The 14,010-nt window shown below is 48.3% G+C and carries 7 protein-coding genes, 16 tRNA genes, 3 rRNA genes and 1 riboswitch; of the genes, 1 reads left to right on the top strand and 25 read right to left on the bottom strand.

Annotated elements, in window-relative coordinates; genetic code table 11:
• Positions 1-18: 18 nt before the first annotated feature.
• The 23 genes from thiC to JNUCC22_RS04380 all read right to left on the bottom strand — a co-directional run bounded on the left by thiC (position 19) and on the right by JNUCC22_RS04380 (position 12,317).
• A complete protein-coding gene (gene thiC / locus JNUCC22_RS04490; RefSeq protein ID WP_216062157.1) occupies positions 19-1,791 on the bottom strand; it encodes a phosphomethylpyrimidine synthase ThiC in 1,773 nt (590 codons plus the stop codon).
• 121 nt (positions 1,792-1,912) lie between these two features.
• Positions 1,913-2,023: riboswitch (TPP riboswitch) on the bottom strand.
• A 49-nt stretch (positions 2,024-2,072) separates the two neighbouring features.
• On the bottom strand, positions 2,073-2,771 hold the full coding sequence (locus JNUCC22_RS04485; protein WP_032868284.1) for a Type 1 glutamine amidotransferase-like domain-containing protein: 699 nt from the start codon (positions 2,769-2,771) through the stop codon (positions 2,073-2,075).
• Positions 2,772-2,856: 85 nt separating this feature from the next.
• Positions 2,857-4,428 carry a Na+/H+ antiporter NhaC family protein gene (locus JNUCC22_RS04480; RefSeq protein WP_061581843.1) on the bottom strand — a complete coding sequence of 524 codons (1,572 nt, stop codon included), beginning with the start codon at positions 4,426-4,428 and terminating at the stop codon, positions 2,857-2,859.
• A gap of 147 nt (positions 4,429-4,575) precedes the next feature.
• Positions 4,576-4,657 (bottom strand) — tRNA-Leu (locus JNUCC22_RS04475).
• A 245-nt stretch (positions 4,658-4,902) separates the two neighbouring features.
• Positions 4,903-4,991 (bottom strand) — tRNA-Leu (locus JNUCC22_RS04470).
• Positions 4,992-4,998: 7 nt separating this feature from the next.
• Positions 4,999-5,069, bottom strand: a tRNA-Cys gene (locus tag JNUCC22_RS04465).
• A gap of 6 nt (positions 5,070-5,075) precedes the next feature.
• Positions 5,076-5,150: transfer RNA gene (locus JNUCC22_RS04460), tRNA-Gly, on the bottom strand.
• 53 nt (positions 5,151-5,203) lie between these two features.
• A tRNA-Gln gene (locus tag JNUCC22_RS04455) sits at positions 5,204-5,275 on the bottom strand.
• A gap of 9 nt (positions 5,276-5,284) precedes the next feature.
• Positions 5,285-5,360, bottom strand: a tRNA-His gene (locus tag JNUCC22_RS04450).
• A 29-nt stretch (positions 5,361-5,389) separates the two neighbouring features.
• Positions 5,390-5,463: transfer RNA gene (locus JNUCC22_RS04445), tRNA-Trp, on the bottom strand.
• Between the two features lie 10 nt (positions 5,464-5,473).
• Positions 5,474-5,558, bottom strand: a tRNA-Tyr gene (locus JNUCC22_RS04440).
• An 11-nt stretch (positions 5,559-5,569) separates the two neighbouring features.
• Positions 5,570-5,642: transfer RNA gene (locus tag JNUCC22_RS04435), tRNA-Thr, on the bottom strand.
• Between the two features lie 3 nt (positions 5,643-5,645).
• A tRNA-Phe gene (locus tag JNUCC22_RS04430) sits at positions 5,646-5,721 on the bottom strand.
• Positions 5,722-5,731: 10 nt separating this feature from the next.
• Positions 5,732-5,808, bottom strand: a tRNA-Asp gene (locus JNUCC22_RS04425).
• 7 nt (positions 5,809-5,815) lie between these two features.
• Positions 5,816-5,892, bottom strand: a tRNA-Met gene (locus tag JNUCC22_RS04420).
• Positions 5,893-5,899: 7 nt separating this feature from the next.
• Positions 5,900-5,975 (bottom strand) — tRNA-Val (locus tag JNUCC22_RS04415).
• A 10-nt stretch (positions 5,976-5,985) separates the two neighbouring features.
• Positions 5,986-6,057: transfer RNA gene (locus tag JNUCC22_RS04410), tRNA-Glu, on the bottom strand.
• Between the two features lie 36 nt (positions 6,058-6,093).
• Positions 6,094-6,184: transfer RNA gene (locus tag JNUCC22_RS04405), tRNA-Ser, on the bottom strand.
• 5 nt (positions 6,185-6,189) lie between these two features.
• Positions 6,190-6,264: transfer RNA gene (locus tag JNUCC22_RS04400), tRNA-Asn, on the bottom strand.
• 9 nt (positions 6,265-6,273) lie between these two features.
• Positions 6,274-6,389, bottom strand: a 5S ribosomal RNA gene (gene rrf, locus JNUCC22_RS04395).
• Positions 6,390-6,491: 102 nt separating this feature from the next.
• Positions 6,492-9,421, bottom strand: a 23S ribosomal RNA gene (locus JNUCC22_RS04390).
• A gap of 233 nt (positions 9,422-9,654) precedes the next feature.
• Positions 9,655-11,204, bottom strand: a 16S ribosomal RNA gene (locus tag JNUCC22_RS04385).
• The 16S, 23S and 5S rRNA genes sit together here with 16 tRNA genes alongside, the layout of an rRNA operon.
• Positions 11,205-11,432: 228 nt before the next feature.
• The gene (locus JNUCC22_RS04380) at positions 11,433-12,317 is read right to left on the bottom strand and encodes a nucleotidyltransferase-like protein (protein WP_003155463.1); all 885 of its coding nucleotides are present in this window, start codon (positions 12,315-12,317) and stop codon (positions 11,433-11,435) included.
• A gap of 202 nt (positions 12,318-12,519) precedes the next feature.
• Here JNUCC22_RS04380 and JNUCC22_RS04375 point away from each other — a divergent pair, with 202 nt between their 5' ends.
• Positions 12,520-12,873, top strand: a complete 354-nt coding sequence (locus JNUCC22_RS04375) for a YgzB family protein (protein ID WP_007408568.1) — start codon at positions 12,520-12,522, stop codon at positions 12,871-12,873.
• A gap of 34 nt (positions 12,874-12,907) precedes the next feature.
• Here the strand turns inward: JNUCC22_RS04375 and perR are convergent, their stop codons facing one another.
• Positions 12,908-13,345 carry a peroxide-responsive transcriptional repressor PerR gene (gene perR, locus JNUCC22_RS04370; protein ID WP_003155465.1) on the bottom strand — a complete coding sequence of 146 codons (438 nt, stop codon included), beginning with the start codon at positions 13,343-13,345 and terminating at the stop codon, positions 12,908-12,910.
• A gap of 124 nt (positions 13,346-13,469) precedes the next feature.
• Positions 13,470-13,943, bottom strand: coding sequence for a thioredoxin-dependent thiol peroxidase (gene bcp / locus JNUCC22_RS04365; RefSeq protein ID WP_003155466.1), 474 nt, complete (start codon positions 13,941-13,943; stop codon positions 13,470-13,472).
• Positions 13,944-14,010: the final 67 nt, after the last annotated feature.

Raw genomic sequence — 14,010 nt, 5'->3', positions numbered from 1 at the left:
CCATCTTCATCTTTTCTTTTATTGATATAAGCGGCTTCCCTTCTCTGCAAACTCTTTTGCTTTTTCTTTCAGCCCTTCGTTGACGGCCTCGTCTTCAGTAAGTCCGTTTTCCTTCGCATAATCACGAATATCCTGAGAAATTCTCATACTGCAGAACTTCGGACCGCACATCGAACAGAAGTGAGCCGTTTTTGCGCCTTCAGCCGGCAGCGTTTCATCATGATATTCCATTGCTCTTTCAGGATCAAGCGACAAATGAAATTGATCACGCCACCGGAATTCAAACCGCGCCTTAGACAGAGCATCGTCACGGATCTGTGCACCCGGATGCCCTTTAGCAAGGTCTGCGGCATGTGCCGCGATTTTGTACGTGATGACACCTTCTCTTACATCATCACGATTCGGCAGCCCCAAATGCTCCTTCGGCGTGACATAGCAAAGCATCGCCGTCCCGTACCAGCCGATCATCGCCGCGCCGATTGCTGAAGTAATGTGGTCATAACCCGGAGCGATATCCGTCGTTAATGGCCCGAGCGTGTAAAAAGGCGCCTCTTTACAAATTTCCAGCTGCTTGTCCATGTTTTCCTTAATTTTATGCATCGGCACATGACCCGGTCCTTCGATCATCACTTGCACATCGTGCTTCCACGCAATCTCCGTCAATTCTCCGAGAGTCTCCAATTCCGCAAACTGCGCTTCATCATTGGCATCCGCAATCGAACCGGGGCGAAGCCCGTCACCAAGAGAAAAAGCGATATCATAGGTCTTCATGATTTCACAAATTTCTTCAAAATGCGTGTACAGAAAGCTTTCCTGATGATGAGCCAGGCACCATTGCGCCATAATCGCCCCCCCGCGGGATACGATTCCCGTCGTGCGTTTAGCCGTTAACGGGACGTAACGAAGCAGTACGCCGGCATGGATGGTGAAATAATCCACGCCCTGCTCCGCCTGCTCAATCAATGTGTCACGATAAATGTCCCACGTTAAATCCTCGGCAATGCCATTTACTTTTTCAAGCGCCTGATAAATCGGCACCGTCCCCACAGGCACGGGACAGTTGCGGATAATCCATTCACGCGTCGTATGAATGTCTTTTCCCGTGGATAAGTCCATCATCGTATCGGCGCCCCAGCGAATCGCCCACGTCATTTTTTCGACTTCTTCTTCGATAGAAGATGTAACAGCCGAGTTGCCGATATTGGCATTAATTTTCACATGAAAATTCCGGCCGATAATCATCGGCTCGCTTTCCGGGTGGTTGACGTTAGAAGGAATAATCGCCCGTCCGCTCGCCACCTCTTCCCTGACAAATTCGGGAGACACATGCTCACGTATTGCGATAAACTCCATTTCCGGCGTAATGATGCCTTTTCTCGCATAATGCAATTGTGTTACATTTTTCCCCGGCTTGGCCCGAAGCGGTTTCCGCTGTAGGCCGGGGTATTCGGCGGCACGGCCCTCTTTTTTATAGCCGTTGTCTTCAGGTCTCACGGTCCGGCCGTTATATTCTTCTACATCTCCGCGCCCGGTAATCCACTTTGTGCGGAGCGCCCCCAGCCCTTCATGAATATCAATCTGTACATCCGGGTCTGTATACGGCCCGCTCGTATCATAAACACGGACCGGCGCATTCTCCTCTTCCCCGAATGCCCCTGTAGTCGCACTCAGGCTGATTTCCCGCATCGGCACTCGTATATCGGGCGAAGAACCTTCTGTATAAACCTTTTTACTGCCGGAAAAACTCGACATAATGGAAATGTTCGCTTGCTGTACTGATTGATTTTGCATACAAATCTCTCCTTTATCATTTGAATAACAGAACCAAGCTCAGCACCAGCACAAAAAAACCGGGTTCAAAGAAGAACCCGGTTTTGCAGTCAGAAAGAAACTATTATTGTTTTCATCAACAATAATAAAACCTTTACTTCCCCACGCTGGTACGAACCAGATCAGGTCCAAAGGGTTAAGAAGCCGCCGCTTCTCTCTCAGCCCGCTCAGACGGGCACCCCCAGTAACTATTGATTTCGCTCTCATCGTAACATAAGTTGTGTACAAAAAAAAGCATATTATCAAAATTCAGATAACGGTACGGTCATAAGCTCTGTTTCCCGAACGCCTTCTTCGGTATTAAAAACCCGATAACCCTTTGCGGTTTCCCGGGAAGAGACAGCCTGGAACAGCTGACCGTCTTTATAATGAAGCGCAGCGCCGTCATCAGCGGCATAGCCCTCCCTGAGTTTCTTTTCTGAAATCAGACGGTGATACACCGGCCGGCGCTCCGCTTCTCCGTCATAGTGCGGACAAAAGCTGCCCGGCAAAAATCCTAAAGCTCTTAACTCTCTCAAATCTCCAGCTGAATCCGTCAACCCTTCTTCATACCAGCAAATCGCCCCGGCGCTGAGACCAGCCAACATGATGCCGTTTTCCCAAGCCTCACGAAGAATAAGGTCAAGCCCCCACTCTTTCCATAAGACAAGCATATTGCGCGTATTTCCGCCGCCGACATATATAATATCTTTCTTCATGAGAAAGGATCTGAGATCAGAACCCGGCGGTTTAAACAGCGACAAGTGATCCGGCTCACACCGCAGCTTTTGAAAGGCCTGATAAAACCTGCCGATATAATTCTCCGAATCTCCGCTTGCCGTCGGCAAAAAACAAATTTTCGGCTTTGACCGCGCCGACTGCTCTAAAATATACTGATCCAGCACAAGATAATCCGGCTCCATGGAAAAGCCCCCGCCGCCCATTGCAATAATCTGCTTCAATGTCATCACCTCTTTTTTCCTCTAGTATAACAGCTCATAAAAAGGCGTTATCCCCATTTCGGATACCGCCTTTAAAAAGTATTTGTTATCTAAAAAATGAAAACGCACCGTATAACACAACGGAGATCCCCGCGGCGATAAGCGCCGGAACAAGCTTCGAACGGGCATACTTCACAACATCGATCCCCAACACCGTACAGGTTGTCACCGTATTATCACTGAGAGGAGAAGCAAACGCTCCAAATGTTCCGCTCGCAAACACGGCCCCGATCGCTAATAATAAGCTGGTATGTGACTGAACCGCCAGCGTTACGCCGAGCGGCATTAAAAGCCCCCAAGTCCCCCAAGATGACCCGATAAAATAGGATATAACAGCCCCCAGTATAAAAAGAGACGGCGCAATAAACATATGAGGGATCCATGACGTTAAATGAGAAGTAACATATTCCGAGAATCCCAGATCTTCAGATACTGCTGTTACGGCCCAAATCAGCGATAACATAATAATAACGTTGACCAATTCGTTTCCGCCCTTAATAAAATGGGTAACAAGCTCGCCTGCATGAAAACGCTGAAACATAAAAAGAGCAAATGCTGCAATAACCGCTGCCAATAATGCGGTTAACATGACGCCAAGCATATCGCTTTTGATAAAAGCATTCAAAAACCCTTGTGCTTTTGAATGGCCGTCCCACCAGCTGAGAAAGAGTGTTAATAGCAAAAACAGCCCGATCGGAATGATTAAATTCCAAGGCCGAATCGGTGTTTCCTTAATATAAGCACGGTGCGCCGAATCCAGCTCCTCCTGCTGGTCAGCATGCTCATTACTTTCGAACATTCCCGTATGTTCACCGTGAATATCTGAGATCGTCCCTGTTTCCATGTTAAATGAACCTGAGCTTTTTGAAAGCAACACACCGCTGTTCCGCGGAATCGGTTCCGTATTTTTGTTATGTTTGCGAGCAGAAGTTTGTCCGCTCTTTTCTGTTTTTTCTAAGCTTTCGTCCGCTTTTTGTTTCTTAAAAAAGCAGTAATAAATTCCGACTACTATAATCACAATGGAGAAAAAATTGAAGGGAATACTTTTCACATACACCGTGTAAGCCGGCTGATCTATTCCTGACGTTTTAAGGGCCTGTCCGATAATGGAAACCATGTAGCCGACAAATGCCGTTGCTATCGGAATCAAGGCAATGACAGGGTTTGCCGTAAACTCAATGGCATACGCAATTTTCTGTTTCGACAGGTCCAGACGCTTGCTTAAAGCTTTCATGATCGGTGCAATTGTGACGATGCGAAAGTCCGGTTCACTGAACGTGCCAAATGTCGACAGCCATGCAAGCAGCATCGCACCTTTTTTGGTTTTAACTTTTTTACTGATCAAATGGACGAATCCTTTTATCCCGCCGGTCAGCTTTATAATCCCTACAAGGCCGGCAAATGAATATAGAAACACAATGATTCTAATATTATTGGTGACGACAATGTTGCTGATTACATATTGAACCATATGTTCAATCCCGCCAAGCAAGCTGGGATGCAAAAGATAGCTTCCGACCAGCAAACCGACAAACAGACCGGACTGCACTTGCTTTGTAATGATTGAAATGGGAATGACCAGAATAAATGGGATAAGACAAGTCCAAGTCCCTTCCATAAAAAACACCTCTTTCAAAGAACTTCTTGTTAGTATCTTTGAAAAAAGCGTATTTATACAATCTGCACGCGTATCATGTTTTCACAAGCCTTGGAGGATATTTTCACACAACAAAAAAGGCTTCTACAATATGTAGAAGCCTTTGTATACCGGTGGCCGGGGTCGAACCGGCACTCCAGAAGGAACACGATTTTGAGTCGTGCGCGTCTGCCAATTCCGCCACACCGGCATGTAATGCGTCGTGTTCAACCGACGTATATAAATATAACATGTATTTCATAAAACGTCAACGATTTAAGCAAAGTTTTTTTAATGGTAATGCAGTATATACGATACAAGCAAGAAACTTATATTGATAGTCATTACGTTTTTATTATATAAAAAAAGTGATCTGCAATATGCAAATCACTCTCATATATGTTTTATAATGTGAAAATTGATGACCAATTTAACATAGTTCGTTCAAAGTTAAATTGGTGCCGAGGGCCGGACTTGAACCGGCACGGTAGTCACCTACCGCAGGATTTTAAGTCCTGTGTGTCTGCCAATTCCACCACCCCGGCAATAGAAAGGCGACACCCGGATTCGAACCGGGGATAAAGGTTTTGCAGACCTCTGCCTTACCACTTGGCTATGCCGCCGTAATTTGGAGCGGAAGACGGGATTCGAACCCGCGACCCCCACCTTGGCAAGGTGATGTTCTACCACTGAACTACTTCCGCAACATGTAAAAGAACTTAATACATCTTATGCTGTTGTTTTAAAAAAAATGCAACTGGGCTAGCTGGATTCGAACCAACGCATGACGGAGTCAAAGTCCGTTGCCTTACCGCTTGGCTATAGCCCAATGATAATATGGGGCGATTGATGGGAATCGAACCCACGAGTGCCAGAGCCACAATCTGGTGCGTTAACCACTTCGCCACAACCGCCATAATCTGAAGATGAATAAATAATATAGTGGCAGGGGCAGTAGGAATCGAACCCACACCGGAGGTTTTGGAGACCTCTGTTCTACCGTTAAACTATGCCCCTATTTATAAAATGGTGGAGGGGGGCAGATTCGAACTGCCGAACCCTGAGGGAGCGGATTTACAGTCCGCCGCGTTTAGCCACTTCGCTACCCCTCCATCATTTAGAGTGCCGGCCAGAGGACTTGAACCCCCAACCTACTGATTACAAGTCAGTTGCTCTACCAATTGAGCTAGACCGGCAAATGGTGGCTCGGGACGGAATCGAACCGCCGACACACGGATTTTCAGTCCGTTGCTCTACCAACTGAGCTACCGAGCCTTGTTATAAATGGCGGTCCGGACGGGACTCGAACCCGCGACCTCCTGCGTGACAGGCAGGCATTCTAACCAACTGAACTACCGGACCATTTTTTTGGTTGCGGGGGCAGGATTTGAACCTGCGACCTTCGGGTTATGAGCCCGACGAGCTACCGAACTGCTCCACCCCGCGATGATAATGGTGGAGGATGACGGGCTCGAACCGCCGACCCTCTGCTTGTAAGGCAGATGCTCTCCCAGCTGAGCTAATCCTCCATCATATAAGTGACCCGTACGGGATTCGAACCCGTGTTACCGCCGTGAAAGGGCGGTGTCTTAACCGCTTGACCAACGGGCCCTGGTATTTTTTCGTTTGTTATGTATTGATAATTAGTGGCGGAGAGCAAGGGATTCGAACCCTTGAGACGGGGTTACCGCCTACACGATTTCCAATCGTGCTCCTTCGGCCACTCGGACAGCTCTCCATAAATGGCTCCGCAGGTAGGATTCGAACCTACGACCGATCGGTTAACAGCCGATAGCTCTACCACTGAGCTACTGCGGAATGAAGTCTGCCTGGCGATGTCCTACTCTCACAGGGGGAAACCCCCGACTACCATCGGCGCTGAAGAGCTTAACTTCCGTGTTCGGCATGGGAACGGGTGTGACCTCTTCGCCATCATCACCAGACATTTTAGTGACATGTATTATTATACTATGTATTTCAGAAAAAGCAAGAGTTTTTTTAAAAAAATTCTCTCAAAACTAGATAACAGTAAGCATACATTCAAATTGGTTAAGTCCTCGATCGATTAGTATCTGTCAGCTCCATGTGTCGCCACACTTCCACCTCAGACCTATCAACCTGATCATCTTTCAGGGATCTTACTTCCTTGCGGAATGGGAAATCTCATCTTGAGGGGGGCTTCATGCTTAGATGCTTTCAGCACTTATCCCGTCCGCACATAGCTACCCAGCGATGCCCTTGGCAGAACAACTGGTACACCAGCGGTGCGTCCATCCCGGTCCTCTCGTACTAAGGACAGCTCCTCTCAAATTTCCTGCGCCCGCGACGGATAGGGACCGAACTGTCTCACGACGTTCTGAACCCAGCTCGCGTACCGCTTTAATGGGCGAACAGCCCAACCCTTGGGACCGACTACAGCCCCAGGATGCGATGAGCCGACATCGAGGTGCCAAACCTCCCCGTCGATGTGGACTCTTGGGGGAGATAAGCCTGTTATCCCCGGGGTAGCTTTTATCCGTTGAGCGATGGCCCTTCCATGCGGAACCACCGGATCACTAAGCCCGACTTTCGTCCCTGCTCGACTTGTAGGTCTCGCAGTCAAGCTCCCTTGTGCCTTTACACTCTGCGAATGATTTCCAACCATTCTGAGGGAACCTTTGGGCGCCTCCGTTACCTTTTAGGAGGCGACCGCCCCAGTCAAACTGCCCACCTGACACTGTCTCCCCGCCCGATAAGGGCGGCGGGTTAGAAGGTCAATACAGCCAGGGTAGTATCCCACCGATGCCTCCACCGAAGCTGGCGCTCCGGTTTCCAAGGCTCCTACCTATCCTGTACAAGCTGTACCAACATTCAATATCAGGCTGCAGTAAAGCTCCACGGGGTCTTTCCGTCCTGTCGCGGGTAACCTGCATCTTCACAGGTACTATAATTTCACCGAGTCTCTCGTTGAGACAGTGCCCAGATCGTTGCGCCTTTCGTGCGGGTCGGAACTTACCCGACAAGGAATTTCGCTACCTTAGGACCGTTATAGTTACGGCCGCCGTTTACTGGGGCTTCAATTCGCACCTTCGCTTACGCTAAGCGCTCCTCTTAACCTTCCAGCACCGGGCAGGCGTCAGCCCCTATACTTCGCCTTACGGCTTCGCAGAGACCTGTGTTTTTGCTAAACAGTCGCCTGGGCCTATTCACTGCGGCTCTCTCGGGCTTGCACCCTAACAGAGCACCCCTTCTCCCGAAGTTACGGGGTCATTTTGCCGAGTTCCTTAACGAGAGTTCTCTCGATCACCTTAGGATTCTCTCCTCGCCTACCTGTGTCGGTTTGCGGTACGGGCACCTCTCACCTCGCTAGAGGCTTTTCTTGGCAGTGTGGAATCAGGAACTTCGCTACTATAATTCGCTCGCCATCACAGCTCAGCCTTCACGGGAAACGGATTTGCCTATTTCCCAGCCTAACTGCTTGGACGCGGATATCCAATACCGCGCTTACCCTATCCTCCTGCGTCCCCCCATTGCTCAAATGGTGAGGAGGTGGTACAGGAATATCAACCTGTTATCCATCGCCTACGCCTTTCGGCCTCGGCTTAGGTCCCGACTAACCCTGAGCGGACGAGCCTTCCTCAGGAAACCTTAGGCATTCGGTGGAGGGGATTCTCACCCCTCTTTCGCTACTCATACCGGCATTCTCACTTCTAAGCGCTCCACAAGTCCTTTCGGTCTTGCTTCACAGCCCTTAGAACGCTCTCCTACCACTGTTCGAAGAACAGTCCGCAGCTTCGGTGATACGTTTAGCCCCGGTACATTTTCGGCGCAGAGTCACTCGACCAGTGAGCTATTACGCACTCTTTAAATGGTGGCTGCTTCTAAGCCAACATCCTGGTTGTCTAAGCAACTCCACATCCTTTTCCACTTAACGTATACTTTGGGACCTTAGCTGGCGGTCTGGGCTGTTTCCCTTTCGACTACGGATCTTATCACTCGCAGTCTGACTCCCAAGGATAAGTCATCGGCATTCGGAGTTTGACTGAATTCGGTAACCCGGTAGGGGCCCCTAGTCCAATCAGTGCTCTACCTCCGAGACTCTTACCTTGAGGCTAGCCCTAAAGCTATTTCGGAGAGAACCAGCTATCTCCAGGTTCGATTGGCATTTCACCCCTACCCACACCTCATCCCCGCACTTTTCAACGTGCGTGGGTTCGGGCCTCCATTCAGTGTTACCTGAACTTCACCCTGGACATGGGTAGATCACCTGGTTTCGGGTCTACGACCACGTACTCAATTCGCCCTATTCAGACTCGCTTTCGCTGCGGCTCCGCATCTTCTGCTTAACCTTGCACGGGATCGTAACTCGCCGGTTCATTCTACAAAAGGCACGCCATCACCCGTTAACGGGCTCTGACTACTTGTAGGCACACGGTTTCAGGATCTCTTTCACTCCCCTTCCGGGGTGCTTTTCACCTTTCCCTCACGGTACTGGTTCACTATCGGTCACTAGGGAGTATTTAGCCTTGGGAGATGGTCCTCCCGGATTCCGACGGAATTTCACGTGTTCCGCCGTACTCAGGATCCACTCAGGAGAGAACGAAGTTTTGACTACAGGGCTGTTACCTCCTATGGCGGGCCTTTCCAGACCTCTTCATCTACCTCGTTCCTTTGTAACTCCGTACAGAGTGTCCTACAACCCCAAGAGGCAAGCCTCTTGGTTTGGGCTGGTCCCGTTTCGCTCGCCGCTACTCAGGGAATCGCATTTGCTTTCTCTTCCTCCGGGTACTTAGATGTTTCAGTTCCCCGGGTCTGCCTTCTCATATCCTATGTATTCAGATATGGATACCACTCCATTACGAGTGGTGGGTTTCCCCATTCGGAAATCTCCGGATCAAAGCTTGCTTACAGCTCCCCGAAGCATATCGGTGTTCGTCCCGTCCTTCATCGGCTCCTAGTGCCAAGGCATCCACCGTGCGCCCTTTCTAACTTAACCGTTAAAAAGAATCACTACGTGATATCTTGCATTACTAATTGAATGTGAATTACTTCTGTTATCTAGTTTTCAAAGAACAACGCATAGGACATGCTAACACATGCGTTGCCACAGGAAGTGGCGCATTTAGCAGGTGTTCCTATGTTTTGAAGGAATGATCCTTCAAAACTAAACAAGACAGGGAACGTTCTGTTTATAAGACCCATGGTCTTATATTCCGTTAAAATCCTTAGAAAGGAGGTGATCCAGCCGCACCTTCCGATACGGCTACCTTGTTACGACTTCACCCCAATCATCTGTCCCACCTTCGGCGGCTGGCTCCATAAAGGTTACCTCACCGACTTCGGGTGTTACAAACTCTCGTGGTGTGACGGGCGGTGTGTACAAGGCCCGGGAACGTATTCACCGCGGCATGCTGATCCGCGATTACTAGCGATTCCAGCTTCACGCAGTCGAGTTGCAGACTGCGATCCGAACTGAGAACAGATTTGTGGGATTGGCTTAACCTCGCGGTTTCGCTGCCCTTTGTTCTGTCCATTGTAGCACGTGTGTAGCCCAGGTCATAAGGGGCATGATGATTTGACGTCATCCCCACCTTCCTCCGGTTTGTCACCGGCAGTCACCTTAGAGTGCCCAACTGAATGCTGGCAACTAAGATCAAGGGTTGCGCTCGTTGCGGGACTTAACCCAACATCTCACGACACGAGCTGACGACAACCATGCACCACCTGTCACTCTGCCCCCGAAGGGGACGTCCTATCTCTAGGATTGTCAGAGGATGTCAAGACCTGGTAAGGTTCTTCGCGTTGCTTCGAATTAAACCACATGCTCCACCGCTTGTGCGGGCCCCCGTCAATTCCTTTGAGTTTCAGTCTTGCGACCGTACTCCCCAGGCGGAGTGCTTAATGCGTTAGCTGCAGCACTAAGGGGCGGAAACCCCCTAACACTTAGCACTCATCGTTTACGGCGTGGACTACCAGGGTATCTAATCCTGTTCGCTCCCCACGCTTTCGCTCCTCAGCGTCAGTTACAGACCAGAGAGTCGCCTTCGCCACTGGTGTTCCTCCACATCTCTACGCATTTCACCGCTACACGTGGAATTCCACTCTCCTCTTCTGCACTCAAGTTCCCCAGTTTCCAATGACCCTCCCCGGTTGAGCCGGGGGCTTTCACATCAGACTTAAGAAACCGCCTGCGAGCCCTTTACGCCCAATAATTCCGGACAACGCTTGCCACCTACGTATTACCGCGGCTGCTGGCACGTAGTTAGCCGTGGCTTTCTGGTTAGGTACCGTCAAGGTGCCGCCCTATTTGAACGGCACTTGTTCTTCCCTAACAACAGAGCTTTACGATCCGAAAACCTTCATCACTCACGCGGCGTTGCTCCGTCAGACTTTCGTCCATTGCGGAAGATTCCCTACTGCTGCCTCCCGTAGGAGTCTGGGCCGTGTCTCAGTCCCAGTGTGGCCGATCACCCTCTCAGGTCGGCTACGCATCGTCGCCTTGGTGAGCCGTTACCTCACCAACTAGCTAATGCGCCGCGGGTCCATCTGTAAGTGGTAGCCGAAGCCACCTTTTATGTCTGAACCATGCGGTTCAGACAACCATCCGGTATTAGCCCCGGTTTCCCGGAGTTATCCCAGTCTTACAGGCAGGTTACCCACGTGTTACTCACCCGTCCGCCGCTAACATCAGGGAGCAAGCTCCCATCTGTCCGCTCGACTTGCATGTATTAGGCACGCCGCCAGCGTTCGTCCTGAGCCAGGATCAAACTCTCCGATAAAGTAGTTTGACTGACTACGCACATCGCTGTGCGATTTATTTAAAACTTTGAATTAACAGGTACGTTTTGTCTTGTTTAGTTTTCAAAGATCATCTCAACCTCATCTTGAGGCGACTTTTTCAGTATAACATTTCAGCGATTTGCTGTCAAATGTTTTTTGTTTTTATTTCTCCGCCGCTGTGAGCTTTTTGTTGAAGCGCATCAGCGACGTTTAATAATATACCATGCCTATGATTCAGCGTCAACACTTTTTTTGAAAGAATATCCTCGATGATATACTTCCTGCCCTTTGGTCTCTATTTGAGATACTTCAACAAAGCCTTTTTCCGTCAGGTAATCAAGCATAACACCAAGATCTTGGGTGAAGTGCACCAGTTCAGGGTGCTGAAGCAATTCTCCAAACTGCCACATTTCTTTTTCTTTCATCACTTGAAAAAGGTGGGCAGAACCGATTTCAGCTTTTGAATGGATGAGAAAATCATTTGCTAAGAATAATAATTCGAGCCTTTTCTCCAAACTTTCGTGACTCTCGACAAGTTCGGAATATAGCTTATATACCTGCGGCTCAATGTGACGAACCTGGTTCCAGACTGTCGTTTCGGGATAAAACCCCCGGTCAATCACTTCTATGCGGGCCAAATGGTGAAGAGCATGCACTACCGCATAATATGCATCCAGAAAATGATCAGCTTCAAAAAACGCTTTTCCTTCTACAAATCTTCTGATCAGCTTGCCGTATTCCATTCCGATCTTTAATTTCCGCTCGGCGAAAGGAAAAGTGCTGAGCCGGTCATTGAGTTCAGATATATATTCATTGCGGTCAAACAGCACTTTGCCGTTGATGATCCAATCTATGACTCTTCTATTGGTCCCAAGCAGAATCCATTCCTGAAGCAGAGCATCCGTTACAATATGTAAAGAAGCGGTTTTGTGTTCGAATTCATAATGCTTTATAAAAAGAGGTTCATCAGCCTGTTTGACAATGACAAGCATGACCGCATCAAAGTTATCCGTGATGGATGATGCTTTACTCCTTCTTTCAATCATAAGGACGGCCAGCGTATCGGGATGACTTGCTCTTTCTTGGTAAATTGGACGGAGAAGATTGTCCATTACGATTCCTCCAATGCGATTGTTTCACTAGCTATTGTTTCTACATTTCTATGATAAAACATGAAAGTCCTTTTTTCTAAACACATTGCACTATTATAACAAATTTCCTTTCAGGTGCCATATTTATTCTTCCCTTTTCTTACGAAAACATGAAGAATATGCCATCTGTTTTGTGCTATAGTTAAACGAGAGGGGGATGGACATGGCGAAATACTCAAGCAAAATTAATAAGATCAGAACGTTTGCGTTAAGTTTGGTTTTCGTTGGGTTTATCATTATGTACATCGGGCTGTTCTTTAAGCAGTCTGTTTTGCTTGCCAGCTTGTTTATGATTCTCGGCCTGCTGTCGATCGGGCTCAGCACCGCCGTTTATTTTTGGATCGGCATGCTGTCCACAAAAGCGGTCCGGGTGATGTGCCCCGCTTGCGAGAAAGAAACGAAGATTCTGGGCAGAGTGGATATGTGCATGCATTGCAGAGAGCCGCTTACATTGGATAAAGGATTGGAAGGCAAAGCGTTCGATGAGTCTTATAACAGAAAAAACAGTGTAAAATAAACGAAGCTGACCGTATCAAAGCGGTCAGCTTCGTTTAGTGGTTTTCTTTTTTGGAACATTCTTGGCAGACGCCGTAAATCTCCAAACGGTGGTGGCTTACCTTAAACCCCGTGACGTGAGCCGCAAGCTGTTCCACTTCGTCAAGCCCGGGATAATGGAAGTCTACGATTTTTCCGCAGCTTTCACAAATGGCGTGATAATGGTCAGAGGTGACAAAGTCAAATCTGCTGGACGCATCTCCGTACGTCAGTTCCTTTACAAGCCCCGCTTCCCGGAATACACGCAAATTGTTATACACTGTCGCAACACTCATATTAGGGAATTTCCCTTCCAAGGCTTTATATATATCGTCCGCTGTCGGATGTGCCATAGAATCCACGAGATATTCCAGAATGGCATGACGTTGAGGAGTAATCCGGACTCCCGTATCCTTCAACGTGTCTAAGGCTTCTTTTAATTCATGTGCAGCCATCCGTCATGCACCTCTCTTCTAAAAAAGATTCTTACTTTATAATGTTTATAATTAGTGTACATCTTTTTCCGGTCTCCTGTCAAATGTAATCTGAAGAAAACCCCGTGAGTTCAGCATTTGTCCATTAATTAGACGCAATTTGTTCCAATTCTCGAAGCGCCTCGGCAACGTGATCTTTCACTTTTACCTTTCTCCACTCCTTCACAAGACGGCCTTCTTTATCTAACAAAAAAGTGGATCGCTCGATACCCATATATTCTTTCCCAAAATTCTTTTTCAGCTTCCACACATCAAAAGCTTCCGCCAATTTGTGCTCATCATCAACGAGGAGCTGGAAAGGAAGATCGTGTTTTTGCTTAAATTTTTCATGTTTATCACGGCTGTCAGGGCTTACTCCGATAATAACCGCATCAAGTCCCGCGAAACTTTCGTGCTGATCACGGAAATCACATGCTTCCGTCGTGCATCCGGGTGTCATGTCTTTCGGATAAAAATAGAGAACGACGTACTTCCCTTTAAAATCCGTCAATGCTACTTCTTCCCCGCTGTCATTCACTAATTTCATATCCGGTGCTGTTTGTCCGATTTCAATCGTCATTTCTTATACCTCCGGGTTTTTTATTAAGCGTATCCAATTCACGTTAAGATTACAACCGTTATCCTCC

It is taken from the genome of Bacillus sp. JNUCC-22, assembly GCF_018861275.1.
In the GTDB taxonomy this organism is placed as follows: Bacteria; Bacillota; Bacilli; order Bacillales; family Bacillaceae; genus Bacillus; species Bacillus velezensis.
Note: the sequence above shows the minus strand (reverse complement) of the source record. Positions and strands in the feature narration are given on the sequence as shown.